The organism is Nocardia sp. NPDC050412 (assembly GCF_044458825.1).
Taxonomy (GTDB): Bacteria; Actinomycetota; Actinomycetes; order Mycobacteriales; family Mycobacteriaceae; genus Nocardia.
In genome coordinates, this window is sequence record NZ_JBITIJ010000003.1 from 713,540 (window position 1) to 739,898 (window position 26,359).

The 26,359-nt window shown below is 64.3% G+C and carries 31 protein-coding genes and 1 tRNA gene; 16 read left to right on the forward strand and 16 right to left on the reverse strand.

Annotated elements, in window-relative coordinates:
- Positions 1-28: 28 nt before the first annotated feature.
- Genes ACIBI6_RS11210 through ACIBI6_RS11220 form a run of 3 tightly spaced genes read right to left on the reverse strand, consistent with a single transcriptional unit; the run spans position 29 to position 1,944 of the window.
- Positions 29-1,294 carry a polymorphic toxin type 34 domain-containing protein gene (locus tag ACIBI6_RS11210; protein ID WP_396955921.1) on the reverse strand — a complete coding sequence of 422 codons (1,266 nt, stop codon included), beginning with the start codon at positions 1,292-1,294 and terminating at the stop codon, positions 29-31.
- Complete coding sequence (locus tag ACIBI6_RS11215) at positions 1,295-1,597, reverse strand: WXG100 family type VII secretion target (RefSeq protein WP_396955923.1); 303 nt, start codon at positions 1,595-1,597, stop codon at positions 1,295-1,297.
- Positions 1,594-1,944 carry a WXG100 family type VII secretion target gene (locus ACIBI6_RS11220; protein ID WP_364339576.1) on the reverse strand — a complete coding sequence of 117 codons (351 nt, stop codon included), beginning with the start codon at positions 1,942-1,944 and terminating at the stop codon, positions 1,594-1,596. Before ACIBI6_RS11220 ends, ACIBI6_RS11215 begins: the two co-directional genes overlap by 4 nt.
- A 304-nt stretch (positions 1,945-2,248) precedes the next feature.
- Here ACIBI6_RS11220 and ACIBI6_RS11225 point away from each other — a divergent pair, with 304 nt between their 5' ends.
- The gene (locus tag ACIBI6_RS11225; RefSeq protein WP_364339578.1) at positions 2,249-2,452 is read left to right on the forward strand and encodes a hypothetical protein; all 204 of its coding nucleotides are present in this window, start codon (positions 2,249-2,251) and stop codon (positions 2,450-2,452) included.
- Here ACIBI6_RS11225 and ACIBI6_RS11230 read toward each other — a convergent pair.
- Both ACIBI6_RS11230 and ACIBI6_RS11235 read right to left on the reverse strand, forming a co-directional pair.
- Entirely contained in the window at positions 2,449-3,030 is a 582-nt protein-coding gene (locus ACIBI6_RS11230; RefSeq protein ID WP_396955925.1) for a DUF1772 domain-containing protein, read from the reverse strand. The genes ACIBI6_RS11225 and ACIBI6_RS11230 overlap by 4 nt on opposite strands.
- Positions 3,031-3,039: 9 nt before the next feature.
- The gene (locus ACIBI6_RS11235; protein ID WP_396955926.1) at positions 3,040-3,894 is read right to left on the reverse strand and encodes an NAD(P)H-binding protein; all 855 of its coding nucleotides are present in this window, start codon (positions 3,892-3,894) and stop codon (positions 3,040-3,042) included.
- Between the two features lie 354 nt (positions 3,895-4,248).
- Between ACIBI6_RS11235 and ACIBI6_RS11240 the strand changes: the two genes are divergently transcribed.
- On the forward strand, positions 4,249-4,518 hold the full coding sequence (locus ACIBI6_RS11240) for a hypothetical protein (protein WP_396955927.1): 270 nt from the start codon (positions 4,249-4,251) through the stop codon (positions 4,516-4,518).
- A gap of 288 nt (positions 4,519-4,806) precedes the next feature.
- Here ACIBI6_RS11240 and ACIBI6_RS11245 read toward each other — a convergent pair whose 3' ends face one another.
- Together ACIBI6_RS11245 and ACIBI6_RS11250 are read right to left on the reverse strand one after the other, a co-directional pair.
- Positions 4,807-5,016, reverse strand: coding sequence for a DUF397 domain-containing protein (locus ACIBI6_RS11245; RefSeq protein WP_396955928.1), 210 nt, complete (start codon positions 5,014-5,016; stop codon positions 4,807-4,809).
- On the reverse strand, positions 5,013-5,903 hold the full coding sequence (locus ACIBI6_RS11250; protein ID WP_396955929.1) for a helix-turn-helix domain-containing protein: 891 nt from the start codon (positions 5,901-5,903) through the stop codon (positions 5,013-5,015). The genes ACIBI6_RS11245 and ACIBI6_RS11250 overlap by 4 nt, the downstream gene beginning before the upstream one ends.
- 325 nt (positions 5,904-6,228) lie before the next feature.
- Between ACIBI6_RS11250 and ACIBI6_RS11255 the strand changes: the two genes are divergently transcribed.
- Genes ACIBI6_RS11255 through ACIBI6_RS11265 form a run of 3 tightly spaced genes read left to right on the forward strand, consistent with a single transcriptional unit; the run spans position 6,229 to position 7,262 of the window.
- Entirely contained in the window at positions 6,229-6,582 is a 354-nt protein-coding gene (locus ACIBI6_RS11255; RefSeq protein ID WP_396955930.1) for a hypothetical protein, read from the forward strand.
- On the forward strand, positions 6,582-6,920 hold the full coding sequence (locus ACIBI6_RS11260) for a hypothetical protein (RefSeq protein WP_396955931.1): 339 nt from the start codon (positions 6,582-6,584) through the stop codon (positions 6,918-6,920). The genes ACIBI6_RS11255 and ACIBI6_RS11260 overlap by 1 nt, the downstream gene beginning before the upstream one ends.
- A 6-nt stretch (positions 6,921-6,926) precedes the next feature.
- Positions 6,927-7,262 (forward strand): hypothetical protein, encoded by a 336-nt coding sequence (locus ACIBI6_RS11265; RefSeq protein ID WP_364339593.1) that lies wholly within the window; start codon positions 6,927-6,929, stop codon positions 7,260-7,262.
- A gap of 162 nt (positions 7,263-7,424) precedes the next feature.
- On the opposite strand, the gene ACIBI6_RS11270 is transcribed toward ACIBI6_RS11265, so the two are convergent.
- On the reverse strand, positions 7,425-8,168 hold the full coding sequence (locus tag ACIBI6_RS11270; protein WP_396955932.1) for a glucose 1-dehydrogenase: 744 nt from the start codon (positions 8,166-8,168) through the stop codon (positions 7,425-7,427).
- Positions 8,169-8,272: 104 nt separating this feature from the next.
- Positions 8,273-8,461: a hypothetical protein gene (locus ACIBI6_RS11275; protein WP_396955933.1), complete on the reverse strand. Its 189-nt coding sequence runs from the start codon at positions 8,459-8,461 to the stop codon at positions 8,273-8,275.
- Positions 8,462-8,787: 326 nt separating this feature from the next.
- Between ACIBI6_RS11275 and ACIBI6_RS11280 the strand changes: the two genes are divergently transcribed.
- Positions 8,788-9,753, forward strand: a complete 966-nt coding sequence (locus tag ACIBI6_RS11280; RefSeq protein ID WP_396955934.1) for an alpha/beta fold hydrolase — start codon at positions 8,788-8,790, stop codon at positions 9,751-9,753.
- On the opposite strand, the gene ACIBI6_RS11285 is transcribed toward ACIBI6_RS11280, so the two are convergent.
- Positions 9,750-11,147 carry a wax ester/triacylglycerol synthase family O-acyltransferase gene (locus ACIBI6_RS11285; protein ID WP_364339601.1) on the reverse strand — a complete coding sequence of 466 codons (1,398 nt, stop codon included), beginning with the start codon at positions 11,145-11,147 and terminating at the stop codon, positions 9,750-9,752. The genes ACIBI6_RS11280 and ACIBI6_RS11285 overlap by 4 nt on opposite strands.
- Before the next feature lie 226 nt (positions 11,148-11,373).
- Here ACIBI6_RS11285 and ACIBI6_RS11290 point away from each other — a divergent pair, with 226 nt between their 5' ends.
- The 3 genes from ACIBI6_RS11290 to ACIBI6_RS11300 are packed head-to-tail and all read left to right on the forward strand — an operon-like array spanning position 11,374 to position 15,177.
- Positions 11,374-12,276: a metal-dependent hydrolase gene (locus ACIBI6_RS11290; RefSeq protein ID WP_396955935.1), complete on the forward strand. Its 903-nt coding sequence runs from the start codon at positions 11,374-11,376 to the stop codon at positions 12,274-12,276.
- A gap of 11 nt (positions 12,277-12,287) precedes the next feature.
- On the forward strand, positions 12,288-13,379 hold the full coding sequence (locus ACIBI6_RS11295; protein ID WP_396955936.1) for a PDR/VanB family oxidoreductase: 1,092 nt from the start codon (positions 12,288-12,290) through the stop codon (positions 13,377-13,379).
- 25 nt (positions 13,380-13,404) lie between these two features.
- The gene (locus tag ACIBI6_RS11300) at positions 13,405-15,177 is read left to right on the forward strand and encodes an SDR family oxidoreductase (protein WP_396955937.1); all 1,773 of its coding nucleotides are present in this window, start codon (positions 13,405-13,407) and stop codon (positions 15,175-15,177) included.
- Here the strand turns inward: ACIBI6_RS11300 and ACIBI6_RS11305 are convergent.
- A complete protein-coding gene (locus ACIBI6_RS11305) occupies positions 15,170-15,685 on the reverse strand; it encodes a hypothetical protein (RefSeq protein WP_364339609.1) in 516 nt (171 codons plus the stop codon). The genes ACIBI6_RS11300 and ACIBI6_RS11305 overlap by 8 nt on opposite strands.
- A 1,463-nt stretch (positions 15,686-17,148) precedes the next feature.
- Between ACIBI6_RS11305 and ACIBI6_RS11310 the strand changes: the two genes are divergently transcribed.
- Together ACIBI6_RS11310 and ACIBI6_RS11315 are read left to right on the forward strand one after the other, a co-directional pair.
- Positions 17,149-18,147 carry a zinc-binding dehydrogenase gene (locus tag ACIBI6_RS11310; protein ID WP_396955938.1) on the forward strand — a complete coding sequence of 333 codons (999 nt, stop codon included), beginning with the start codon at positions 17,149-17,151 and terminating at the stop codon, positions 18,145-18,147.
- Between the two features lie 67 nt (positions 18,148-18,214).
- Complete coding sequence (locus tag ACIBI6_RS11315) at positions 18,215-18,364, forward strand: hypothetical protein (RefSeq protein WP_364339613.1); 150 nt, start codon at positions 18,215-18,217, stop codon at positions 18,362-18,364.
- Positions 18,365-18,366: 2 nt separating this feature from the next.
- Here ACIBI6_RS11315 and ACIBI6_RS11320 read toward each other — a convergent pair whose 3' ends face one another.
- The gene (locus ACIBI6_RS11320; protein WP_364339615.1) at positions 18,367-18,798 is read right to left on the reverse strand and encodes a nitroreductase family deazaflavin-dependent oxidoreductase; all 432 of its coding nucleotides are present in this window, start codon (positions 18,796-18,798) and stop codon (positions 18,367-18,369) included.
- A gap of 147 nt (positions 18,799-18,945) precedes the next feature.
- Here ACIBI6_RS11320 and ACIBI6_RS11325 point away from each other — a divergent pair.
- The 4 genes from ACIBI6_RS11325 to ACIBI6_RS11340 all read left to right on the forward strand — a co-directional run bounded on the left by ACIBI6_RS11325 (position 18,946) and on the right by ACIBI6_RS11340 (position 21,433).
- A tRNA-Ile gene (locus ACIBI6_RS11325) sits at positions 18,946-19,019 on the forward strand.
- 99 nt (positions 19,020-19,118) lie between these two features.
- On the forward strand, positions 19,119-20,051 hold the full coding sequence (locus ACIBI6_RS11330; RefSeq protein ID WP_396955939.1) for a tyrosine-type recombinase/integrase: 933 nt from the start codon (positions 19,119-19,121) through the stop codon (positions 20,049-20,051).
- Positions 20,052-20,125: 74 nt separating this feature from the next.
- Entirely contained in the window at positions 20,126-20,716 is a 591-nt protein-coding gene (locus ACIBI6_RS11335) for an HD domain-containing protein (protein WP_396955940.1), read from the forward strand.
- Between the two features lie 45 nt (positions 20,717-20,761).
- Positions 20,762-21,433 carry an HAD family hydrolase gene (locus ACIBI6_RS11340; protein ID WP_396955941.1) on the forward strand — a complete coding sequence of 224 codons (672 nt, stop codon included), beginning with the start codon at positions 20,762-20,764 and terminating at the stop codon, positions 21,431-21,433.
- 534 nt (positions 21,434-21,967) lie between these two features.
- On the opposite strand, the gene ACIBI6_RS11345 is transcribed toward ACIBI6_RS11340, so the two are convergent.
- From ACIBI6_RS11345 to ACIBI6_RS11360, 4 genes are all read right to left on the reverse strand, one after another.
- Complete coding sequence (locus ACIBI6_RS11345) at positions 21,968-23,530, reverse strand: FAD-dependent monooxygenase (protein ID WP_396955942.1); 1,563 nt, start codon at positions 23,528-23,530, stop codon at positions 21,968-21,970.
- Positions 23,512-23,988: a MarR family winged helix-turn-helix transcriptional regulator gene (locus tag ACIBI6_RS11350; RefSeq protein WP_396955943.1), complete on the reverse strand. Its 477-nt coding sequence runs from the start codon at positions 23,986-23,988 to the stop codon at positions 23,512-23,514. The genes ACIBI6_RS11345 and ACIBI6_RS11350 overlap by 19 nt, the downstream gene beginning before the upstream one ends.
- Positions 23,989-24,124: 136 nt before the next feature.
- Positions 24,125-24,922 (reverse strand): alpha/beta fold hydrolase, encoded by a 798-nt coding sequence (locus ACIBI6_RS11355; RefSeq protein ID WP_396955944.1) that lies wholly within the window; start codon positions 24,920-24,922, stop codon positions 24,125-24,127.
- 47 nt (positions 24,923-24,969) lie between these two features.
- Positions 24,970-25,350: a hypothetical protein gene (locus tag ACIBI6_RS11360; protein WP_396955945.1), complete on the reverse strand. Its 381-nt coding sequence runs from the start codon at positions 25,348-25,350 to the stop codon at positions 24,970-24,972.
- A gap of 126 nt (positions 25,351-25,476) precedes the next feature.
- On the opposite strand from ACIBI6_RS11360, the gene ACIBI6_RS11365 reads away from it, so the two are divergent.
- Positions 25,477-26,331, forward strand: coding sequence for a MerR family transcriptional regulator (locus ACIBI6_RS11365; RefSeq protein ID WP_396955946.1), 855 nt, complete (start codon positions 25,477-25,479; stop codon positions 26,329-26,331).
- Positions 26,332-26,359: the final 28 nt, after the last annotated feature.

The window sequence follows — 26,359 nt, forward strand, 5'->3', positions numbered from 1 at the left end:
ACAACTTGACCCAGGCCACTGCGATCCACTATCGCCCACCGCCGCCACTAGACTGTCGGCACTCGTGTTGCTTCTGCGTTTTCTTGATTCTCTGTCGCCTCTTGGCATCGTTTTCTGCCTCGTCCCACAGCTTCGCCAGGGCCTCGCACGCTCCGCTGGCCGCGCCGGATTCTATTAGCGCCCGCATTTCGTTTTCGATGCCTGTGTCGGCCACCCTCTGTTTTCCGCCCTTCGCCATTTCGGCGACGAAGACTCCCGCAACGCTCACCGCAGTAAGCGAGGCTATCTCGTCCAACGATGTTTGAATATTGAGAGGATGAACAGAGTTCACGGCTGCGGCGATTCCCACGCCGACCTCGAGGGTCTGGAACAATCTACATATGTTCCACAGGTTGCGAATCCGTGTCGCAGTGGTGGCAACCGCGGCTGTTCCGGCGGCTGTTCCGGCGGCGGCCTCGGCTTCGGCGGGGCCCAGGGTTGCCAGACCAGCTGTCAGAATCTCGGTCAAGGCAACTGCTGCCACAGTGCCGACCGCAATCCAGAACAACTCCTTCATCAAACTGTTGACGTGACTGTCCAGATCCGACCTGAATGCCACCAGATTCGTATGATGATCTCCGACTGCTCCGGACAGGGACATCGATACCGACGCGATAGCGGCTGCGCCGTTGGCCAAGGTGGTGAGGTGTGCCTCGACGTCGGCAATATCCGGCGCCTCGGTTTTGGCTGAGTGGATAGCGGCGATGATCGCCTTGATATCTGCCTGTGCGTTCTTGATGGCCGATGATTCAGCGAACTTCTTCCAGGCTTCCCCAGCGGACTTCACACGATCTGTGTCGCCGTTCGGGACCGTGTATCCGATCTGGTCCAACAGGCCGGGCACACTTGTGTCAAGCCCTTTGGCTGTACCGCCAAAAGCTGACGGTGCTGGGGTGATGTCGTTCTGGAACACCACACCTTGCGGAACGTGAAACGGTGGAGTCGGTGCGGCGCCCTTCGATGGATCCGGATTCGCCTTCCAATTCGAATACACCCAATTGTTGCCAGCGGTATTCAGAATATTGGAGAAATTCGCGAGAGCGTTCGACATCGAGGCGCAGGTACTTAGGAGATCTGTTGCGTTGTCGTCGTATTCGGCGGCCCACTTGGCCGCCTTGTCGTAGCTACCCGCCATCTGGCCGGAATCCTGCAGCGAGTTCCACAGCGTCGACAGCGCGGTCAGGATCTCGCTGTTTATTGTCCCGCACTTGGCGGCGGCGTCGTAATATGTCTGCGGATCGACATTGATAGCCACCTACGCTCCGCTCCGCATCATCTTGGAATTTACTTCCGCCGCTTCGGAATACGCTTCGTGTGCCGCCTTTGCTGCATCAGTCATGTCGCGGATTCCTTCCGCGAACTCCCGCGCACCCGTGATCCACTGCTGATGAGCTTCCGAATACGTTTGCGCGGCGATACCTTCCCATCCGGTGCCGCGCAGGGTCGCGATCCGTTGGTCGATTTCATCGAGGTGGTCGACGATAAATGCGGCCAAACCGGACAGTCGAGCAATGATCTGCTCGAGTTCGTCGAGCTCTACGGCGAAAGGATTGGTCATGATTGGGATGGCAGATCGAGGCTGGACGTGGATAAGGCCCCTGCGTTCGATTCGTCACGATGCTGGTAGGTTTCGGCTGTGACACCGAGCTTCTCTGCCAGCCCGGTAAGAGCGGAGATTATCTGTCTGCCGCCGTCGCTGACTTCGTTCCACCCCGTATTGAAGCCGGTGGCCGCGTCGCCGGTCCAACTGCTCGTCGTGAGAGATTCGACCTCGCGGGCAGCCGAGTCGAGCGCCGACCCGAGAGTGTCGGCGATACCGAACACATAGGCACCGATGTCACGGACTTGATCAGGAACGACCGACAACGCCTGGCTAGAACCAGGCGTCCCCCCTGGTGTACTCATAGCACCGAACTCTACCAGCCGGACTCTTCTGCGTAGCCATCCAAATTCGCCATGGGGGTTACTCGTTGGACTCATGCTCACTCTGATGGCAGACGGCCACGTCACGACTTCCTAGGTTCGTCGGGGCCGTCTTGATGTGTTCTTGCCAGGGCTCAAGCAGTGAGGCTGAACTGCAGTGAGGCTGAACTGTCCATCCGTGGTGCCATCCGTAAGGCATCCCATTCACCTCGCGTGCAGGTCACCGCTAGCACCGCTGCCGACGTCCCCGGGCAATGATAATCGGCGGTGAGACACCAATGGGCGCATGGCAAATGGTGCACGGCGCGCCGGTCCCGCCGAACCATTCACCCCCGCCGATGCCCATCTCACGATGCAACTGCACCGCGATCACGACTGTGAGCGCAAGCATCCGGCTTTCGATGCGCTGGCGGCCGCCGTGTGGAATCGGCGCCGATTCCACACGGCGACAACAACTCTGGAGAGTACTTTGATGAACCAACGCGGCTAAGGTTGCGTGATCCGCTGATCCGAGTGCAGCTGTGCAATCGAGCGACCTCGGCGATCACCTGCTGCCCGGCGCTGGAGCCGGATCGCGGTCTCCGATTCTGATGTTATCGGTGCTGGGAGTTTCCGAGCTGACGGTGCCGCTGCGCTCAAGGCTGCGAAGGCGAGAGTGGCGGCTACTGTGCGCACCGCATGCGAGAGCTGCCAATGGTCACGGATGGTCGCCCAGTCGTCGGGTGGTGTGGTGACGATCCAGTCGCGTTGGTCGGCATTGATCGGCAGGTTGACGATAATCGTCAGGATCAACACGCCCGCGAGCAGCGCGAACGCGGTGATCGGGAGCCAACGGGGCGAGCCTCGGTCGCGGAAACGAATCGCGATGATGAGGGCCGTGGCGATCAGAGCGGGTAGCAGGGTGACGGTGGCGAGGACGTCGAGCCATTCCAGTTCGATCTGCCGGACCTGGGTATAGACGGCGGCGCTGGCATCACGCATAGATAGTTCGAGGACGAGGACGGCGATCAGGAATCCGGCGAAGATACCGCTGAATATCTGGGCCGCAAAATGGGCGATTGTGCGCATGGCTGGCACTCAATTCTGGAAGGCGGCAGCGTTATCGGCGGCCCAGTCGGCGAAAGTTCTTGTGCGACCGAGGATTTTCTCGACATCGTTGGTTACGGGTGCGGGCTGGCCGACGCCATCGGCGTAGCGGGCCAGCAAGGAGTCGACGAAATCCTCCGGAAAGCCGCGCGCCACCATACCCTGCCGCACCACGGGGGCGGGGACTTCTTCGTAGCGCAACGGCCTGCCGATGACCTCGCCGATGATCCGAACCATATCCGCATGGGTAAGTGATTGGGGTCCGGTCAATTCCACTCGTTGCCCCAGCAGATCATCGGTCAGGAAGGCATGCGCCGCGACCGCCGCGATATCGCCTTCGTGTAGCGGACTCTCGGCGAATCCGGCGTAGGGTCCGCGCACCACATCACCCGCGCGAATCTGAGCATTCCAGCCGCTCTGCACGACATTGTTCGCAAAGCTGCTGGCGCGCAGGCTCACCCACTCCAGACCGCTGTCGACCACCGCCTGCTCGGCCTCCCTGTTCCGATCGCCGCGGAAGCGGGACGGCTGTGCGTCGAGCGGGTCGTCGATATTGATGGCCGAGAGGGCGACAAGCCGGCGCACGCCACACTTAGCAGCCAGTTCCGCGAACTCGAAGGCCGCGTCGCCGACGGCGCGTGGATGCAGGAATGCCGCGGACGCACCGCCGAGAGCATCGGCAAGCGTGTCCGGCCAGGCGGGATCCCCGGCCACCACCTCGACACCCGCGGGCAGCGCGGCATTTTCGGGCGACCGGGTGATAGCTCGTACTCGAACCCCCTGCGCGGCAATCAGTTCGACGAGCGGACGGCCGACTGCTCCGCTGGCCCCGGTGACAACAATCATGACATTCCCATCTCTTTGAGAATCGTATCATACGAATCTCATATTAGATTACCGCGCGAGTCCTGAGATATGACTTCCGTAACATCGAAATGTTGGCAACAAGCCGTTCAACGCGGCAGCGGACGCCGCCACGCGCAAGAGCATCGCCGCTGCGGTCGGCGGCAGAGGCGTGCTCGCCGGGTCCTACCGCTTGTTCGTGTGCCGTTTAGTTGCCCCGGGACCTGCGGGAAGGGTTATGGGGTTCGTATGACGTTGTGTGCCTGCACTATTGGTGGCGGCGCTGTGGGAGCTTCGCAGGCGCAGTCTGGCGTCTGAGCCGATTCCGACGAGTGCAGCGCCAACACATTCGGGGGCATGGTGTCTGCCGACGATCGGTGGAAGCTCGAGATTGCCGAGAAGATCAGGCAGTCGATCCCTGTGCCTTCTTCAACGAGGACGCGATCTCCGCCCGATGTCGTCGCCCTCGGGCCCGAAACATCGGTGGGGGATTCCGAGATCAGTTTCTGGCAGAACGAGCAGAGAGTGCTCAGCTCGAACATCACTGTCGACCTTGATGGTCCGGGTCTCGCGCCGAGCGACCGGCAACGTAACGTCGGGATCAGTATTCGAGGTCTGCCCAACTGAGTGCGATCGGGAACGGATATGGGAGTGTGATCTCCGGATGGACTTTCGGGGACCATTCACCAACCTGGGCGTACTGTCGTGGCCGCAGAGGTGTGACGCCATCGGGCAGGTCGCTGGGAGTTGCCAACACGTGCTGAAGCGTGACCTCGGCTCGGCGGTGTTCGCTACTCGCATGCTACTGAATCTGTTGTGCGGGAAGGCCTTCCGCCAAAACAACAGCAACGGCCCCGCGTCGACGTCATGGTTTCGTCGTGCGGGGCCGCTTTGTGGTGTTCGGTTTTGCCCGGCTCAGGCAGGGAGGTTGAACTCACCGTCGGTGACGCCAGCTGTGAAGGCATCCCATTCGCCGGGCGTGAAGATCAGCGCCGGGCCGGTCGGGTTCTTCGAGTCACGAACGCCGACGCCGCCCTCATCGAGCCACGCGACCTCGACGCATTCGGTTTGACCGCTGCTGTGGCTGCTCTTGAACCAGTTCGCCCTGGACAGGTCGGTATTCACGCTGCATAACTCCTTGCTGCCCGCCTGAGCAGGTCACGCGATCTCGTTTCATCCAGGCATGCAGTCCGGATGGCTGTAGCAAGCTCAGCATAACGCTGTACATCGTCGACATTCTCGAGGTAAAGGTCAGCCTTACCGGCACCTTCGAAATAGACCAGCGGTGGCTCCACGGTCTGGCCTTTGGTATCGGTGCCGAAGTCGAGGATCATGAACGGGCCGTGCAACACTCCCTGCATGCACCCGCTCGTGAACGGGTGGATCCGAATCGAGACGTTCGGCAGTTTGCCGATTTCGGCTAGGTGTCGCAGCTGAGCGGCCATGATGCGAGGGTTGCCGACGACGCGGTGTAGAGCTGATTCGTGAAGTAACAGTTCGAGTTTCACTGGGTCGGACTTGCGGGTGAGGATGGCCTGCCGTTTCAGTCGCAGCTCTACGCGGCGGTCGATATCTTCCGGGCTGCTGTCGCGGTAGAAAGAGCTGATCAGCGCACGCGCGTAGTCGGCTGTCTGTAACAGCCCCGGGACGATCTCATGGTAGGCAATCAGCTGGCGCGCAGCGGCTTCGAGCCCGAGGTACATGTTGAATGTGGAATCGGTGTAGAGGCCGTCGAACGCCGTGTGCCAACTCTTTACCTGCGCCTGCTCAGCGAGTTTGAGCACGCGGCTGGTTTCGCCCTGTGGGACCCCGTACGTTTCGCACAGAGCTCGGATCTCGCGAACCTTGACCTTCGCCACTTGCGCGGTTTCGATGCGGTGTAGCCCGCTCTTGCTCAGCTCGGCCAGCCTCGCGGCCTTGTCGATGGATAGCCCTTGCCCCTCGCGGGTTTCGCGAAGGAAGCGTCCAAGCTGTCGCCGGGGCAGGGTCGAAGGATTATCTTCGCTGGTCAAAGTTCTTGCACCTCCTGCAGATCTGGGACGTTCGCGACTCGAATGTGGCACGCATTGTCGGTCTGATTCGGGATACGTCCTGGGGATTTGGGACGACTATGTTTGGGAGTCCCAGATAGCTCCTCTAAGCATAGCGTTCGTGGTGTGCTTGGCCCCGACGTTCGGATGACACCGCAGGTTGGCGCCCCGAGAACAGCGCCAATCCGCCGCAACCACAACAACTTCAGCTGTCCGCCTCGCGGCTCGAAGTTCCCGCGAGCGAATACCGCGATCGTTGTCGCCGGACGCCCGACACCCAGCCCACCGACCAGGTTCCGGGGGAGCCATGACACATACGCAAACCGCCACCAGCGCCAAGCCGAAGGCCATCGGGTTCGTCCGCGATGACGTGTCCGGTCCGGATGCGCCACGCCACGCCGCCGATATACAGCGGCATGCGAACATGCGCGGCTATCAGTACGTCTACACCGTTAGACCACCGGACGATATCGACGATCCGATCGGATATGCACTCGCGATGGCGGCCGGTCTCGAGGTCGAGGTGATCGTTGTCTTCGACCTCGAGCATGTCGGCTGTCGGCCCGCATCGGTCTGTGACGCGGGTTTCGATCTGGAAACCGTATGCCCGCAAGGTATCTGGATGCGCTCCAGGCCCGGCGTCGAACCGGGTGCGGCGTGATGACCGACGACACGATCCTCACCCCGCCCACCATCTGCGGCCGCGCTGAGGTGCAGTTGGCGCACCAGCAGATGCGGCGACACCGCGCGTGCCGGATCGAGCGTTGCGCGTGGAAGTGGGCGGCCTACTACACACTCGTGCGGCATGGCCGGATCGCGCCGCAGGCGTTGAGCCCGCGCGAGCGCGCCCACCGGCGCGGCATCGATTTCCCGGCCGAGACCATCGAGCGCTGCCTGCCCATCGGTACGCCCGGACTCCAGATGTTCCAGCAGGTCCTCGATGGGCTCACACAGCTAGCGCTACCGCCGACTCATCCGCACGAGGATCGTGGGCGGTGAACAACCATGGGCGCGTGGCAAGTGGTGCATAGCGTGCTCGCGGTCATCGGGGGCGGCGCGTTCGCGATGGTCGGGGTGGCCTGCGTGTGGCCGGTCGACCGGCCGCGCCGCCACCGGCCCGCCGCGGGGCGCTGCCGCCTACGTCCGATCGAATGGCCGAAGGCATGGACATGCGGCCCGCCCGACCAACCGTTCACCCTGGCCGACGCCCATCTCGCGATGCAACTGCACCGCGACCACGACTGCGCCCGCAAGCACGCCGCGTTCGACGCGCTGGTGGCGGCCGGACGTATCCATCCCGATTCCGCACGCCGCCACAGACTGTGGGGGAGACCATGGTGAACACCGCATCCGGATGCGATTGCTACGCAGTGCGTTTCCTCGGGCCGCCCGTGCCGGATATCGACTGATCCGTGCCGAGCAGCCGCCGTACGGGTGGCGACTATTGGCCGTCGACGACGGTCGGCCGCGCGCTCATGCGCCCTGCCCGGCACGCAGTATCGATCAGGAGAACGTCTTGTGCGGAACTCCCACGGTCAGGCCACCGTCGATGACGAATTCAGCGCCTGTCGAATAGGACGATTCATCGCTGGCCAGATAGGTCACCAGTGCCGACACCTCGGACGGATCGGCCGCGCGCCCCAGCGGGATCTGCAGGAAATCCTCCGGAATACCGTCGGTCATCGGGGTCCGGATCAGCCCGGGATGAATCGAATTCACCCGAATTCCGTACTGCGCCAACTCGAGTGCGGTCGATTTGGTGAGTCCGCGGACCGCGAATTTGGTGGCGGTGTACCCGTGCAGGCCGGGGCTGCCGCGCATGCCCTCGACCGAGGAAATATTGATGACCGAACCGCCGCCTGCCTCGATCATCGCGAGTGTGGCGGCCTGCATGCCGAGGAAGGTGCCGGTGAGATTGATATCGATGATCCTTTGCCACTCGGACAATTCGAAGTCGACGAGCAGATTGCCATTGACGATCCCGGCATTGTTCACCAGGACATTCAGCGAACCGAAGCGCTGCACGGCCTCGGCGACCGCATCCTGCCACTGCTGCTTTTCGCGCACGTCGAGGTGGACATACGCGGCATTGTCGCCGATTTCCTCGGCCAGTGCCGCGCCCTCCTCGTCGAGGATGTCGCCGAGCACCACCCGCGCGTCCTCGGCCGCCAGTGCCCGCCCGTGCGCGGCGCCCATGCCCCGCGCCCCGCCGCTGATCAGTGCCACCTTGCCGGTCAACCGCCCCATCGCGGCCTCCTCTCGATCCCGTCGACTACTGAAACACGTTACAGATAATTGTCGATCGAATCTCGCCTGGTATCGGCCAGTGGAACTCGGCACTACTGTGCGGTCTATGAGTGAACCGCCGTCTTCGGCATGGGATCGCTGCGCACCGTAGCGGGCACAGCTCTCGGCGTGAGCCGCTGGATCGAGGCCCCCAGGCCCGCATCGACGCCTCCGCCGAGCCAACCGAGGGTCGGCAGTGGATCCACATCGATGCCGAGCGTGCCGCCGGCCCGTACGGCATCACGATCGTGCATGGCTACCCCACTCGCTGCTTCCGCCGCTGATGGCCGAGCTGATCACCCTCGAGGACGCCTCGGCGCGCATCAACTACGGTCAGAACAAGGTGTGCTTCCCCGCGCCCGTGCCCGGCGGTTCCCGCGTCTGTGGCCGCCGCCCGGATCGTGAGCGTCGACGAGGTTCCCGGCGGCCGGTAGATCGTCGACCAGGCGACCATCGAACGCGAGGGTGGCGCTAAGTCCGCCTGCATCGCCGAATACATCGTCCGCGCCCGCGCCTGAACGGTCCCCTATGGCATTATCGTTGTAGAACGTGTTCTAGTAACACCGCGAGGAGGCCGACGATGACGAATCCGAATCCCGCGGTGGTCGCCATGCGGCGATTCTCCCGGCGTGCCGGGGTGCCCGATATCGCAGAGGTGCCCGGCGGGCGGCTCGTCGAGCTGCCGGGGCGTGGGCGCACCTACGTTGTCGATATTGCGGGCCCTGAGGGCGCACCGACCCTGATCCTGCTGCATGCCACCGCCTGCACGGGCTACCTGACATGGTTCCCCGCCCTCGCTGCGCTGGCCGAGCGTTACCGGGTGATCGTGTTCGATCAGCGCTGGCACGGCCGCGGCATCCGATCGGAGCGGTTCTCGGTGCGCGACTGTGCCGACGATGTCGTCGCGGTGGCGGACGCGCTCGGCATCGAGCGGGCGATCCTGGCCGGATACTCCCTCGGCGGTGTCGTGGCATTGCTTGCCGCACACCGGCATTCGGATCGTGTGAGCGGCCTGGTGCTGTGCGCGACGCCGTATCGGTTCCAGGAGAAGTTGCGCGAGCGCGCTTTTCACCTGACCTTCGGTGCGTTGGCCGGAGTCATCGGCCCCTATTCGTACCGTCGTGCCGCGGAGTATGTGGGTCGGTTACCCGAATTGCCGGAGTACACCTGGGCTCCGGGAAAGCTGAATCGCTGGGCGCTCACCGAATTTCGCAGTAGCAGTGGCTGGGTCATGGCGCAAGTCATCGCGGAGGTCGGCCGATTCGATGCGACCGGTTGGCTTTCCACGCTGCGGATGCCGACCGCCGTCGTGATCACGACGCGGGATCGTGCGATTCCGGTCTATCGGCAATTGGAGATGGCGACCATGATTCCCGGTGCGAGCATTCATCTGGTCAAGGCCGGTCACGCATCCTGCGTGCTCGAGGCCGACCGCTTCGTGCCGGTACTGCTGGAGGCATGCGCCGCCGTTGCCGCACGGCAGCAAGAAACTTCGAATGCGGCCCTGTCCGGCGGCGATGGCGAACAGGGTAGCGGTGGACATTAGCCCAGATCGCGTGCCGCGGTCAGCAATTCATCGACAACGCCGGGGACCGCATCGGCGATCGCCTGCAGATCGGGCACCAGTTCCCGGCAGGCGATGAATCCGAAGTCCAGATCACCGTTGTTGGACAGCGCGGTGACGGTCAGTCCCGCGCCGTGGAAAACCGGTCCGAACGGATACATGCCCTCGACTCGATGACCGAGGAAATACAACGGCATCGGCGGGCCCGGCACATTCGACACCACCAGGTTGTGCACCACCGGATGAAGCTCGGCCAGTTTCAGCGACGAGTAGACGCGCGCGGCCAACTGAAAGGTATTCGGCGGAGCGTACTTCGACCAGTCCATCAGGAAATCCGCGCCGACGAATTCATGTTCTTGTTTGGCGTCGCGGTTGGCCTCGGCCACCTGCCGCAGGCGTTCCACTGGGTCGGCGATGTCGGTGCCGAGCTGGGAGAACAGCGAGGAGACCTTATTGATGCCCGCGGTGTGGCGGGAGGTGTCGTGCACCGACACCGGCACCGAGGCGATCAGGGATTTGTCGGGCAGTTCGTCGTGCTTGTCGAGATAGGTGCGCAGCACGCCCGCCACGATGGTGAGGACGACATCGTTGACCTTCACATCGAAGGCGGTCTTGATCTCCTTGATCGCGTCGAGCTCGGTCTCGGCGCAGGCCACCACCCGATCCGGACTGATCGCGCCGTTGAACGGGGTGCGTGGTGCGGTCAACGGTAAGGCCATGCCCGCCTGATTATTTCGGCGTCGCTGCGCGAAACCGGCGAGCATGCCAAGGGTTTTCGGCAGCATGCCGACCAGGCCGAGCTTGTTCGGCAGGTTGAGCACCGCCTCCGCCGCCAGCCTCACGTCGCTGGGCTGGGGTTCGGGGTGCCAGTCCTCGGCCGGTTCGGGCTCGCTCATCCCGGGTTCCAGATCGCACAGATGCATCATCATGTTGGTGCCGGTGATGCCGTCCACGACGGCGTGGTGGTACTTGCAGATCACCGCCACTTTGTCGTCGGTGAGACTCTCCACCACGCTCATCTCCCACAGCGGACGGCTGCGATCCATCGGCACACTGGCGATCTCGCCGACCAGGTCCGCGAGTTCCCGGCGTTCCAATGGGCGCGGCGTTTCGATGCGTCGGACGTGATGGTCCAGATCGAAATCCGGGTCTTCCACCCAGACCGGATGGTCGAGATTGAACGGCACCTCGTGGATCCGCCGTCGCATCTGTGGGATCAGCGGCAGCCTGCGGCCGAGTTCTGCTTTGAATTCTTCGAAGGTGTACTGCGCGCCCCCTGCGGTGGGATCCAGGATCAGCAGTGCACATACATGCAGGTGCTGGGTCCCGGTCTCGAGGTACAGGAAGCTGGCATCCAATCCGGTTAGTCGCTCCATAGCCAAAGCCTACTAGAACGTGTTCTAGTTTACTGCCTGATCGCGGGGATCTCGGTCACAGTGGAGCGATCTATTGTCAAGCGGGCTTTCCAGTGCAATGGGCGCTGGCCGCGCATGTGTGTAACCGAGGGTTTCATATACGTGTATGATGATTGCTACAGCCATGAAGGAAGGTGCGCAATGTCGCGGCATGGCTGAGACGCGGCGGTGAGATCAAGGAGTATCGATGAAGCTACTTCGTAGGGCACATCGGCGGGTGGACGTCGATCCCGGTGAGGTCGCCCTCCACGCACGCAATGTGCGGTTCGACTGGGCGGATACTCCCTTGCATTGGATGCCCGCCGAACCCATCGCCTCGCATCTGATCAATGCGTTGAACCTGTTGCTGCCCGAGGGCGAGCGCATGTTCTGCGCCGCTTATTCCGAGGCGCTGCCCTACGTCAAGGACGAGAAACTGCGCGAGGCCATGCTCGGCTTCATCGGTCAGGAATCCATGCACGCCGAGACACATGACAAGGTGCTGCACGAGGTGCTCGCCGCCAACGGCGTCGATCCGCAACCGTACGTGCGGCAGGCGGAATACCTGTTCCGCAAGTCACTCGGACCCAAGGATGTCATTGGTGTCGCGCAGCGGCAGGTCATGGTGGAGCGACTGGCAATCATCGCCTGCCTGGAACATTTCTTCGCCTACCTCGGCGATTGGGTGCTCAATGCCGATCTGGAAAAGTTCGGTGCCGACCCGCGCGTGGCCGACCTGTTCCGCTGGCACGGCGCCGAAGAGGTCGAGCACCGGCACGTCGCACACGATGTGGCCGTCTACTTCGGCGCGGGTTATGTGCGGCGGGCGGCCATCATGACGATCGTCTTCCCGATCTTCATCACGCTGGTGGTGCGCGGCACCAAGTTCATGGTGCACCAGGATCCCGCGCTGCCCGACCTCGGTTATCCGCGCCTGCTCACGCGGGTTTTCGGTTCGATGTGGCGCGGTGCGCTGCCCGGTGTGCCCTCACTGCTGTGGAGTGCGCTGACGACGTTCAAGCCCGGCTACAATCCGCAGGCCGTCGGTTCGACTGCGCAGGCGGTAGCGTATCTGGCCAAATCGCCCGCAGCCCAGGCGGTTGCGTCTTGAACTGGCGACCGATGCCCGAGCAGCGGCCAGCCGACCTGTTCGGTAAGCGCGACCAGGATCGGGCGGTCCGGGTTCTCGATACGGTCGCCTCGGCGCGGCTGCGGTGGACCACGATCATCAACCGCCGCGATCTGTCTCCGCGCGCCGACGACCATCGGCTGACGCTGGTGGTGACCGGTCGACGCATCGAGGCGCACGACCAGGATGTAGTGAGCCTGCGGCTGGAATCGCCGGATGCGCGCGAACTTCCGCCGTGGCGACCGGGTGCGCATCTCGATCTGGAGTTGCCGTCGGGGCGGTTGCGGCAGTATTCGCTGTGTGGTGATCCGGCCGATACCCGGGCGTATCGGATTGCGGTGCGCCGGATTCCGGACGGCGGCGGTGGTTCGGTGGAAGTGCACGACGAGCTGCCGGTCGGATCGCGCATTGTGGTTCGCGGTCCGCGCAATGCGTTCCCGTTCGCGGTTCCCGGACACGGATCACCCGCCGCCCGATTGCATTTCATCGCAGGCGGGATCGGGATCACGCCAATTCTGCCGATGGCGCGCTTGGCGATGCGGCTCGGCATCGACTGGTCGATGGTGTACACCGGGCGCACTCGCGACACTCTTCCGTTTCTCGACGAGATCGCGGGATTCGGCGATCGGGTCACCGTGCGCACCGATGACGCACACGGATTGCCCGATGCCGCAACGCTGCTCGCAGGGATCACCTGCGATACCGCCGTGTACTGCTGCGGCCCGGTTCCAATGACGATTGTCATCGCCGATGCGGTGCGCGAAATGCCCGGCGTCGAACTGCATTCCGAGCGATTTTCGCCGCCACCCATCGTCGACGGTATGCCATTCGAGCTCGAATTCGCCTCCACCGGTGAAGTTGTCGAGGTGCCCGCCGATAAGTCGGCACTGGAGACGATTCTGCGGACTCGCCCGGATCGGCCGTATTCATGTCGCCAGGGCTTCTGCCGGACCTGCAAGGTGCGGGTGCTCTCCGGTGAACCGGAGCATCGCGAGAGCGTGCTCAGCGCCGCCGATCACGAGGCGGGGGAGATGCTCGTTTGCGTCTCGCGTGCGCGGGGTGGGCGATTGGTATTGGACCTGTGAGTAGGAACCTCGAGGAGTTACTTCAATGACGACGACCGACCTGGACTCGGCCGCGACGCGGCGGATCGTACGCAGCGGCGAATTCGATATCGCCGTCTTCGAATACGGCGATCCGAGCGCGGAAACCATTGTGCTGGTGCATGGTTGGCCGGATACTCACTATCTCTGGAATGCGGTGGTGCCGCTGCTGACCGAGCGCTTCCACGTCGTCACCTACGACACCCGCGGCCACGGCGAGTCCACCCCCACCCGCCGCGCCCAAGACTTCCGCCTGGATGCGCTGGCCGGTGACTTCTTCGCCGTCGCCGACGCGGTGAGCCCGGATCAACCGGTGCACGTCCTCGCGCACGACTGGGGTTCGGTCCAGGTGTGGGAGGCGGTGTGCGAACCGCACGCGGCTGAGCGGGTCGCCTCGTTCACCTCGGTCTCCGGACCGAACCTGGATCATCTCGCGAAATGGGTGCGCGCCAGGCTGTCCCGGCCGACGCCGCGCAATCTGTGGCAGCCGCTCACCCAGGCGCTGTCGTCGGGCTACACGGTCTTCTCCATGACGCCCGGGCTCAGTCAGGTGTTCCGGGTTGTCGCGCACGAAAAGCGTTGGCAGCGCATCGTTTCGATCATGAACGACACCGCGCCGTCGAATATCGTTCTCGGCCCGACGTTCCGTCGTGACGCCGTGGCGGGCCTGCTCATCTACCGTGCCAATATCCTGCCGCGGATGCTCGCCCCGCGCGAGCGCCGCACCGACGTGCCGGTGCAGTTGATCGTCGCCGGCCGCGATGTCGCGGTGCGGCCCGCAGGCTATGACGATGCGCGCAAATGGGTTTCGCGGCTGTGGCGCCGCGATGTGCCCGCCGGACATTGGATGCCGTTCTCCCATCCCGAATTGCTCGCCACCGCGACCACCGAGCTCATCGACGCGGTCAACGGCGGTGTGGCGCCGCGCGGCCTGCGTCGTGCCGAAATCGGGAGCGGCCGAAAGCCGTTCGAGGATCAGCTCGTGGTGATCACCGGCGGCGGCAGCGGTATCGGTCGCGAGACGGGCCTGGAATTCGCCCGGCTCGGTGCGGAAATCGTGCTGTCGGACATCAATCTGGATGCGGCCAAGCAGACGCGCGAGCTGATCGCCGCCGAAGGCGGTGTGGCGCATGCCTATCAGCTCGATGTCTCCGACGAGGAAGCGGTGCACCTGCACGCGGTCGATGTTCTCGCCGCGCACGGTGTGCCCGACATTCTGATCAACAATGCCGGAATCGGCCAGGCCGGTGGGTTCTTGGATACGCCGTCGGCCGAGTTCGATCGGGTCATGCGGATCAATCTCGGCGGCGTGGTCAACGGGTGCCGCGCCTTCGGTTCGGCGATGGCCGAGCGCGGACTCGGCGGGCATATCGTCAACCTGTCCAGCATGGCGGCCTATAGTCCGCAGCAGGGGTTCAGCGCATACTCCACCAGTAAGTCGGCGGTATTCATGTTCTCCGACTGCCTGCGTGCGGAACTGGCCGGGCGCGGCATTTCCGTGCACACCATCTGCCCCGGCATCGTGCACACCAATATCGTTGCCACGACAAGGTTTTCGGGGGTCAGCGCGGAGGAGGAGCAGCGCAAACAGGAGCGGTACGACAAGCTGTACCAGGCACGACGTTACGGGCCGGAGAAGGTGGCGGCGCAGATCGTGCGTGCGGTCGAACGGAATCGCAGCATCGTGCCGGTCACCCCGGAGGCGCGGCTGCAGTACCAGTTCAACAAGTTCGCCCCGGCGGTGGTGCGGTTCTTCGCCGCGCGGGTGAAGCTCACCTGAGCGCCTGACGTGTGCCCGCGAGTTCGGCCTCGATGGCCGCAACTCGCTCGACACCGATGCCCCAGGGGTGTTCGACGCCTACCTTGCTGTCGAGATCCCAGAGCACGCACCGCTCGCCGGGCTTTGCGACCATCGACCACGCGACTACCGTGCGGCCGAGTTGTTCGCCCATGGATCCGTGCGAAACACCTTTCGTCGCAACGCCTTCCGGGAAGTGATGGAGAAACCGGCCGTATGCCGCGGCACAGAATGCGGCATACATCTGCGTGCACAGAATGAATCCGTGCCAGGCCTCGTCCACCGCATGGGAGGGCATGCCGATAACCTGACCGTCGCGCATGGCCGCGCCGCAACAGCGCAGCCACTGCCGCAGCCCGGTTTCCACCAGTTCCCGCGGCTGCCACGGGCTGGTTTTGAAAACCGCGTCCGGAAATTCGAGTGCGGCCACTACCCGGTCGACATCGCTCAGGTCGATTCGGCGGTCGGGACGGTTTCGTAAGAAAGCCACGATTCACTCTACGGCTAATGGGTGACTGTTCGGCGAGCCGTTGCTTTTCATGGGTTCAGTGTGCGGGAGAGGGCCTATACCATTTCGTAATGGCGGTTTTCTTCGTTGTACTCCTGGTCATCCTTGTGGTCGGCGGCGGCATTGCGGCATTGGTCGCGTATCTGATCACGCGGGCGACCCGCAGGCCGTTGCCGCCCGGGCGGGCGGGGTACGGGGGTTCCAGTGAATCACCGTGGGTTTATGGGGCCGCGGGGTTCGAGTCAGGAGCGGGGTTCGATCCGGGCAGTGGTGGAAGCCATGGGCATGGCCACCACGGACATGGACATGACCACGGCGGCAGCAGTTGTGGGGGTGGCGGAAGTAGCTGTGGTGGTGGGAGCAGCTGTGGTGGCGGGAGCAGTAGTAGTTGCGGCGGTGGCGGGAGTAGCTGTGGCGGTGGCGGGTCCTGAATCCTGGCTCTGCTGTTGCTCTCGCTGATGGGCGGGATCGCCGGGTTCGTGCTGCTGGTGTCCTCCTGCCGAGTCGGACGCCGCGCCGCGGGTTCGCCAGTTCTTCGTCGTGGGATGTGGGAGGTTCGGGCAGCAATGGCTCGGGCGGTTGCGGGGGAGGGCGATAGTGGTTGTGGCGGGGCAGTATCAGTGGCGGCTGTGGCAGGGGCTGGAGTAGCTGTGCTGGTGGCGGGTCCTGAATTCTGGCTCTGCTGTTGGACTTGCTGATTACCTCATCGTGGGGGACCGCTGGGTTCGTGCTGCTGGTGTCCTCCTGCCGAGTCGGACGCCGCGCCGCGGGTTCGCGTGGGTCGGCGGGCCTAGTTCGTCGTGGGATGTAGGAGATTCGGGCAGCAACGACTCGAGGGTCCGGGCGGTTGCAGGGGAGGCAGTAGTGGTTGTGGCGGGGCAGTATCAGTGGCGGCGGCGTTGCGGCGGGGGCGGTATCAGTGGCGGCGGTGGTACCAACGGCCGGGGCGTTGTGGCGGTAGCAGCGCCGGCAGCAGCAGCGGGGTCGTAGCGCCGGCAGCGGTAGCGGGGTCGTAGCGCCGGCAGCGGTAGCGGCCGTATCAGCGGTAGCTGCAGAGGCGGTTGTGGTGGTGGCAGCAGCTGTCGTGGCATCGGTTCCTGACCCGCTGGTTCCACTGCATCGTGCTCCCCTTGGCTTCTAGTGCCTCGCCTTTGCTGCGCCACCCGCTCCGGCGGCTCGCCGAGCGTAGTGATTCGGCGGTCGAATGCGGCGTGGGTGACCGCCATTCGACTGCGTTCGACGGACCCTCCGAACCAGGGCGCGATACGGCAGAAGCTATCTGGACGCAGTGCGAGTGGGTGCCCGGCGGGCGTGTTGGGATCTGAGGTCGCTTCTATTCCAAGTTCTGCGCTGAGCGTAATCGCCGCCCTGGGCTTGACCTCAATCCTGCTTCAGGTTCCAGGCTGGTCCACGTCGGATCGATTCAGGAATTGATGGAGGTTGTCATGCGCGCTGTGCACGCTGCGGAATTCGGTGGGCCCGAGGTTCTTTTGGTGCGTGAAGTGCCGGAGCCGGTTGCCGAGCCGGGACAGGTGGTCGTCGACGTCGCGGCCGCCGACGTCATGTTCCTCGATGTCCAGCTTCGAAGTGGTTGGGGCACCGAGTTTTTCCCGCTCGAACCGCCGTATGTGCCGGGTGGTGCGGTCGCCGGGGTAATCACCTCGGTCGGTCCGGACGTCGACCCGAGCTGGATCGGCAAACGCGTTGTCACCGACACCGCCGCCAGCGGCATCGGCGGCGGCCAGCCGATCGGCGGCTACGCGGAGCAGGCACTCGCCAAGGCCGAAACCCTGGTCACCGTACCCGAAGGACTGAGCATGTCGGCGGCGGTAGCACTCGCCCACGACGGCAAGACCGCGTTGGCCATCTTCGATCGAGCCGCGATCCAGCCCGGTGAATGGGTGCTCATCACCGCGGCGGGTGGGGGATTGGGCACCTTGCTGATTCAGCTGGCCCGCACGGCCGGAGCGAATGTAGTGGCCGCGGCACGTGGCAGCGCCAAGCTGGAGCTCGCGGCGCGTCTCGGCGCGAATGCTGTCATCGACTACTCCGAGTCCGGCTGGTCGACGAAGGCGCGTGCCGCGACCGGTGGGCCCGGTGCGAACGTTGTATTGGACGGTGCGGGTGGCGAATTGGGTGCGGGCGCCATCGAAGCCGCAGCCGACGGCGGTCGCTTCATCGGATATGGTGCTGCCGCAGGACAATTCGCCGACTTTGATCGAGAAGCGGTGGCAGCACGCGGAATCGACGCGCTCGGACTGTTCGATCTGACCGGGAAAGGCGATATCGATTGGCTCGCCCTGACCGCCCGTTCACTGGCCGAGGCAGCGGCCGGACGGCTGGAAGTCGTTATCGGCCAATCCTTCCCGCTCGAGCAAGCCGATCGCGCGCATGTGGCAATAGAATCGCGAACCGCCACAGGACGCACAGTTCTTACGGTCTGAACGGCCTTCCGTGACAACTTGTCTCACGTACGTGCAAGTAACCCCTTCGGGGCGCTAGGGTGCCCGCGTGCAAACGCTGATTGTCGTAGTCGTCGTCCTCGCAGTGCTCGGTCTCGTCGCTCTCAGCGTGCAGTGGGCCAGCCGCCCGCCGCGCAGCGAGACCGGTTGGGACCGTGGTGATGTCGACGACGACTACGACGGTTGGGAAGCCGACTGAACTCACCCGACCGGAGTCAACACCACCACCGCGATCGGCCGCTTGGTCATCTTCTGGTACGCGCTGTAACGTCCCCGATTGACCTTGTCGACAATCGCCCAGCGCCGCGCATAATCTGGATCGTCGGGCAGCGTCGCCCGCGCGATCACCGCTATCTTGCGCCGGCCGACCTGAATCTCACACTCCGGCTTGGCCTTCACATTCGCCAACCACCCCGGTGGCCGCGGCGACCCACCATTCGACGCGGTCACCAAATAATCCGCCCCATCCCGCCCATACGTCAGCGCGGAAGTCCGCCCCTGCCCCGTCTTCCGCCCCACCGTCCGCAACAACAACGTCGGATTCCCGAACAGCACCCGATGCCCCACCACCCCGCCACTGTTCTCATAAACCCACTGATGCACCTTCAGCACATTCGCAAACACACTAGCCACAGCCCACCCTCCAGCCTGTTCCCGGTTTACACCCCACCCTAACCACCCCCACCCTCACCACCAGGTCACCACGCCACCCCTATCCGAGTGGTGCCCACCCCACCCCACCCGGTACCATCCCCAACGCTATCGATATCCACCACACAAGGGGCGGTAGCTCAGTCGGTTAGAGCCGTGGACTCATAATCCATTGGTCGCGGGTTCGAGCCCCGCCCGCCCCACAAATCCCCTCTGAGCAGGGGGTTTTTGTTTTTCACGAGAGGTTTCGATCTAGAACAGCGCTCTTCCACGAATAGATTATTGCGGTAGCATCGGGCGGTATGGGGACCGTTTCGCTCGACGACATCCGCGAGTTGCGCGACGACTTCGCGACCGAGCTGCGGCGCAAGAACCGCGCCAAGAAGACGATCGACGTCTACCTGGTCCACATCGGCTACTTCGCCGATTACCTGATCTCCGAAGCTCTGCCGACGGACGCACCCGAGATCACCCGTGACCACATCGGCGGCTACATCGAGACGCTGCTGTCGAGGACGAACCGCCGCACCGGTGAGCCGCTGTCCCCGCAGTACGCGCGCAGCCAGTATCGGAGCCTTCAGCAGTTCTTCAAATACCTTGTGGCCGAGGAGATCATCGACTCCAACCCGTTCGACAAGCTGAGTCTGCCGGACGCTCCGGACAAGCTCGTGCCGGTACCGAGTCTCGAATCCCTGCGCGCCCTGCTCGACCAGTGCGCCGGAACCGACTTCGATTCACGGCGGGACAACGCGATCATCCGTCTGTTCGCGGACACCGGGTGTCGCTGCGGCGAGGTTGCGAACCTCGGCCTGGACGATCTCGACTTCGAGGAAGACAGCGCGCTGGTCGTCGGCAAGGGCGGCCGGCCACGATCGTCACCGTTCGGCGACAAAACGCGCATCGCGCTGCGCCGGTACCTCCGTGCCCGCAACCAACATCCGTTCGCGAAGAAGAGCGACCGTCTGTGGCTCGGTCGGCAGGGGCCGATGACCGACCACGGCATACGGCAGATGCTGGAACGCCGCGCCGAGGCCGCGGGCATCGACCACATTCACCCGCACATGTTGCGCCACTGGTTCGCCCACAACTGGCTCGCCAACGGTGGCCAGGAGCAGGACCTCATGATGCTGGCCGGATGGCGCTCGAGGCAGATGCTCGATCGATACGGCAAGTCCGTTGCCGACGAACGCGCAAAAGCAGCCCACCGCCGAGCACGTCTCGGGGACAAGCTGTGAGATACCCGTACAGCGGCGGGTGCGAGTTGGGTTTGACGCCGGGCCGTCGCCCTGAGAGCGGCTACGGTGGCGACATGGCTGGAGAGCTTCTGGAATGGGCCGAACGGACCGCGCAAGAACTGCTGAGCGACCTCCCCACCCGACTCGCGCATGTCGCGGGCGTCGCGCGTCGTGCTGAGCTTGTTGCAGGCTTGGTCGATGATGGCGACCTTCTTATCGCCGCCGCTTGGCTGCACGATGTCGGTTATTCGCCGCAGTTGGTGCGCACAGGGTTTCATCCTGTTGACGGTGCGGAGTTTCTTCGGGACCAGGGGGCGCCGCCCCGGCTGTGCGCGCTCGTCGCAAATCACTCATGCGCACGAGTCGAGGCGCGGAACCGCAAGGTTCCCTTGCCGTGGCCGGATGAGTGCGGTCCGCTTCGCGATGCCCTTTGGTGGGCTGACATGACCACCACGCCGACTGGCGATACCACCGATATTTCAAGCCGCCTCGCCGAAGTGTGCGAGCGCTATGGACCAGACCACATCGTCTCGCGTTCTGTAACCGAGGCTGCGCCGGAACTGTTGGCCGCAGGCGCGCGGACCATGGAGGCCGCCCATCGCTCCGGTAAGTGGTCACCCGGCCGCTCGAGGACGGGGGCGGGCAGGACCATACGTCGGGATTGATGAGATCCTGGGAGTTCGAACTCGATGGAAGGAACGGGTAGAGACGTGATCGGTGCTGTGGTCTTCGATGTGGGCGAAACGCTGGTCGACGAGACCCGGGAATATGGAACTTGGGCTGACTGGTTGGGGGTGCCGCGGCACACGTTCGCTGCAGTTTTCGGTGCCGTCATTGCGTCGGGCCTCGACTACCGCGAGACCTTCCAGGTGTTTCGGCCTGGGTTCGATCTCGACCTCGAGCGGCAGGCTCGGGCTGATGCTGGCCAGCCCGAGTGGTTCGGAGAAGACGACCTGTATCCCGACGTGAGGCCCGCACTGTCGAAGCTCCGCGAGATGGGCGTGTGGGTCGGAGTCGTCGGTAATCAGACAGTCCGCGCCGGAGGTCTGCTGCGCGGGCTGGATCTGCCGACCGATTTCATTGCCACGTCAGATGATTGGGGAATCCAGAAGCCTGCCCCCGAGTTCTTCCACAAGGTAGTCGAGGCGGCGGGCTGCGCCGCGGCTGAAATTGTCTATGTGGGGGATCGGATTGACAACGACGTAGCACCAGCAAAGCGAGTCGGGATGCGGACTGCATATATACAGCGCGGTCCGTGGGGTGGATCCATCGCGAAACAGAAGAGGTCACGGAACTCTCCGATTGGAGAATTCGTGACCTCAACGAGCTGCCAGGGATTGTCGGCGTTGAGAACGCGGCGACCTAGCTCTGCTGCCTCATGAGGTGGTTCGTTTCCGCCAGCCGTGGTGGTAACTCGTCGGTCGCGTGCACGAGCCAGCGTATGAACGCAACCACGTTCGCGTTTGGGCTCGAACCGACCTGAACGACTGCGGCTTTCGTTCGTTGTAGACCGCGAGTCCGGCCGGACGGTCATGACCGCCCCGACCAACTCCCGCGATGAGACTCCGAACAGCTCGCGCTCGATCTCCCCATAGAGCCAACCGCATGAGAAACCGTGGCATTTGCCCCCTCTTTGGAACCACCACGTTGCTAGTCATGGGACCACCGAAGGCAGGTGATCCGCCGCGGGAACATATTCCAGATTTGCCGCGCGGTCTGATCATGGCTGCTGCGGCCGAACATCCCATAATGCCGAATATCGTGCGTCGCCGCGCGGGTGCCAATCGGACGACCGGCTTGTTGGACACCGAAGTTTTCGAAGCGCTCACTGACTCCCGGACACCCGTCGAGCGCGCAAGTCACACGTGAGCTTGTGCCAATCTGAGGAAACTGGCCCTCACCCGACCATTCTCGGCCTAGCGGGCCTCACAGTGCCGGTGCCAGGCGTCGTCCACGGCTGCGCGCAGGTCGTCGGTGCTGGCGGGAACGGTTGTGCGCCAGGCGATAACGCCGTCTGGGCGGATCAGTGCACCTACCCGATAGGCGGCGGTGAAGCGAGCGCGGTGGGCCATCGCGACGTTGTCGAGGAGGATTGTGCGGTCGGTGATTCCGGCCACCGGCCCAGGTGGCGGGTGATGAGTGTCATGGATGAAGGTGAAGCTGGTGGGATCCAGCAGAGCGAGCACGCTCCCGCCGTCACACAGTGCGATGTGTGGCGCCCGGGTGCCCGGATCGCCGCTGGGCGTCGCGGGGTTTTCGACCAGCGCGTCCGGGGCGATGTCCGGTGAGCCGTTCTGCGGGTATCGGAAGCCGAGTGTCAAAGTGGCGGTATCGATCTGGCCCGGCGGATCGGGGTGGCCGGGCACCTTCCCGGCGCGCAGCACGGCTTGGGCGATGGTCAGAGCGCCGAGGGGCCGCCGCTCCCGTTCGTAGGTGTCCAGGAGGCAGGCGGGCGCGTCGCCACGGCACACCGCCGCGAGCTTCCAGGCCAGGTTGTGCGCGTCCTGCACGGCGGTGTTACCGCCGAGGCCGCCGTATTGCGGCATGGTGTGCGCTGCGTCGCCTAGCAGCAAAACGCGGCCGTCGCGGTAGCGATCGGCGAGGTAGGCACCGGCGGTCCAGGTGAGGACGTCCTCGATCTCGGGTCGTAGTTCGTCGAGACCCGTTGCGGCGCGGAGAATCGTCGTCAGCCGTCGTCGTAGCGTCGCCGTGTCGTCCGGATCCCAATCGGGGCGGAGGTAGGTGCCGAGCTGCCAGCGCCGCTGGTCGGCGTCGCCGCGCGCGAACAGGAACGATTCCGCGCTCCGGAGGAAGATGGCGTCCGCGCGGCGTCCGCGTAGCGCGGGTTCGAGGTCGGCGCGAAACAGCGCGCTCACGGCGGTGCCGGGCACGGGCTCGCCACGCCACCCGATGCCGCGCAGGCCACGTATCGAACTGCGCGCACCATCGGCCGCGACGACGTAGCGGGCACGAACGCGCCGAGACGTGCCGTCAGGCCGAACCAGCCGCGCGGTGACGGCGTCCCTCGTCTCGACGAGATCGGCGACGGTTGTCTCGAACGAGACCCTCGCGCCGAGTTCGACAGCGCGGCGATACAGGATCGGCTCCAGACGCTGCTGGTCGCACGAATACTGTTGCACCGGAGCGAGATCGGTGGCTTCCGAGGTGGGCTCCGCAGGCGGAATCCACGCCGTGTGCTCATCCACCAGGCGCTCGGCGACCGCGAACCCACCTTGCTCCTCACCGGCCGCGCGCACCTGCTCGAGCACACCCAGCGCCGTGTAGAGCTCCATGGAACGGGCGTTGACCAGCCGAGCTTTGGGATGCCGCGCCGTCCCGGCGTGCCGTTCAGCCACCAGCACCTGGGTGCCGTGCAGGGCCGCGAACGCGCCGACAGCCAGACCGGCGAGCCCGGCGCCGACGACGAGTACCTCCGTGTCGCAAAAGTTCTCGTCACCGTTCATGTCGCTGTCCGCCATGGCTTGGGTCCCGCGGGCCGCCGCACCCGGGTCACCCGAGCGTCCGCTGACAACGACCGGACGAGCCGCTCCAGATGGGTGGTGAACTCGGTGATCTCGGTCGGTGTCCAACTGTCCAGATGCGCGCTGAAACTTTCGGTGAGTTCCGCGCGGAACCGGGCACGAGCCTCGGTCCCGGCGTCGGTCGCTTCCACGCTGTATGACCGGCCGTCAGTGCGTGAACCCACTTGCCGGATGAGACCGGCCGAAATCAACTGTCCCACTGCGCGACTGATCGACTGAGCCGGAACTCCCAGCTCGGCCGCCGCGTCCGACGGACGGACCGCGCCCTGCGCCGCCAAATTCAACAGGCCCAACGCGACTTGTCCGTACGGCCCTGCCGCGGCGGCACGACGCTGCAGGCGCGTAACAGTGTCCAGTGCTCGGATGATCCGCCACACCGAATCAGTTACTTCCATCCATTAACTATATTGATCCTGACGAGGGATGACCAGAAGCTGTGCGGGCAGCGTCGGTCCGGCGCCGCGGGCCGTGGGTGGACGCGCAATCATGCCGAGGAGCGAGTATTCGCCACCTGCGCGGTCGGGCACCGCGTCAGGACCGATGGAATGCGAGCAGGTCGTTGTTGAGCTGTTCGCGGTGGGACAGATGCAGCATGTGGGAGGCGTTCTCGTAGATCATGAGTGTGCTGTCGGGGATCAGTTCGGCCGAGCGTTGCCCGCAGGTCGGTAGTGGTGCGAAGGAATCGTGGTCGCCATGCACGATGAGTGTTGGCATGGTGATGCGGCTGGCCTCGCCTCGGAAGTCGGCGACCAAATTGACTCGGCTGCATTCCACTGCGGCATGTAGTGAAACCTGCATCCAGTCTCGGATGGTGGCGTCCTTCTCGGATTGTGGAATGTGACAACCGGGCAGACCGTCACCGAAGGATAGTGCGGCGTTGTCGGCGACCCACTGTCCGTAGCCGGTGCGGAGCTGGTTGAGCAGTTCGGCCGCATGCATCGGATCGACATCGAGATGGGGTGCGGTTGCACCGACCAGCGCGATCCGCGAAATCCGACGCGCCCCGTGACGGCTCAAATACCGGATCACCTCCCCGCCGCCCATCGAATGTCCGACCAGTGTGACGTCATTGAGGTCGAGCCGGTCGAGTAGCGCGGCCAGATCATCGGCGAGAGTGTCGAAGTCGTATCCGGTCCCGGGGTCGTCGGATCGTCCGTGACCACGCCGGTCGTAGGCGACGGCGCGGTAGCCGTATCCAGTGAGGTGCAGCATCTGATGCCGCCACATATCGCTGCTCATCAGCATGCTGTGCACGAAAACGATAGGTTGACCGACACCGTAGTCCCGGTAGAAGAGGTCGGTCCCATCCGGTGCTGGGAGGTAGGGCATTGTGGGCTTCCTTGTCTCTGGAAATCTCGTGACGTGGAACCGGCAAGTTATCGGTCGGCCAGCGGCTGAATGGTCAGCTGGTAGTCCTCCCGGATCCGGCCCTCGGCATCGAGGATCAGGAACACCCGTGCGGCCCAGGCGATCTCGCCGACAGTGGAAGTAATCAGCCGAATGGTGAACGAGACGGCGTCGCCGTGGCGGCGGAGATCACCGGCATGGGCTGCGCGGTAGGTGCCGCTGCCGACGAATTCGGCGTGGGCGTGCGCGATTCGGGCGACGAGCTCGTCGAGTCGATCGAAGCGGGCGCCCTCGACATACTCCACACCGTCGTGGGCCCAGAGCTCGGCAACGGCCCGGCGGCGCAGCTGGGCGTCGGATTCGTTCCAGACCGCCGTGTAGCGGTCGGCGACAGTCGTGATGTTCGTCATGGCGGCAGTGTCCTTTCCGCGGTCCCGATGGGCCGCTGTCACCACGTTCGGTGTTACCGCAGCCGCAGAGTCAACTCGAATACCGTGAAAGACCCTCCCTCAAGGGGAGACCGCACAATGACGATCATGACCGCGTACATGTCCATCGGTGACTTCTCCCGCGCCACTCATCTGACGGTCAAAACGCTGCGCCACTATCACCGGATCGGACTCCTGACCCCCGCCGACATCGATCCACACACCGGATACCGCCGCTACGCGAGCGAGCAACTGGCCATCGCGCAGGTCGTGCGACGCCTCCGAAACCTCGACATGCCGCTGGAACAGATCCAGGCCGTGGTGGCGGCCCCCGATCCACACACACGCAACGAGCGAATCGTGGCACACCTGGACCGCCTGCAGAAGCAACTCGGCCGAACCCAACGTGCCGTCGATCAGCTGCGTGATCTATTGACGCACAACACATCCGACGACAGCGCCGTCGAGTTGCGCGCCGTTCCCGCCATCGCAGCGGCCGCGATCACCGAGGTCGTCGACGCCACCGACAGCGTCACCTGGCTACAAGGCGCGCTCGGCGAACTGTATGCGACCCTCATCGCCCAACACCTGCCCCCGACCGGTCCGGCCGGCGGGATCTACGCCGACGAGATATTCACCGACCACCGCGGCCGGACGACCATCTTCGTGCGCTGCACCGGCACCGTCCACCCCGTGGGACGTGTCCATCCGACCATGGTCCCCGCCGCTGAGCTGGCGATCATGACCCACTACGGCTCCCCGGACAGCGTCGATCGCACCTACGGCGCCCTCGCCACCTACGTCGCCCGCCACGCCCTCGGTGTTCCCGGCCCCGTCCGCGAGTACTACCTCACCGGCCAGCGCGACACCCCCGACCCCGCCCAGTGGCGCACCGAAATCGCCTGGCCGATCTTCCTCACCAACACCCCAATCCCCAATAGGATTCGGAATCAACCTCACTGAACAGCGCATGAACCAACGCGGGCAGCGC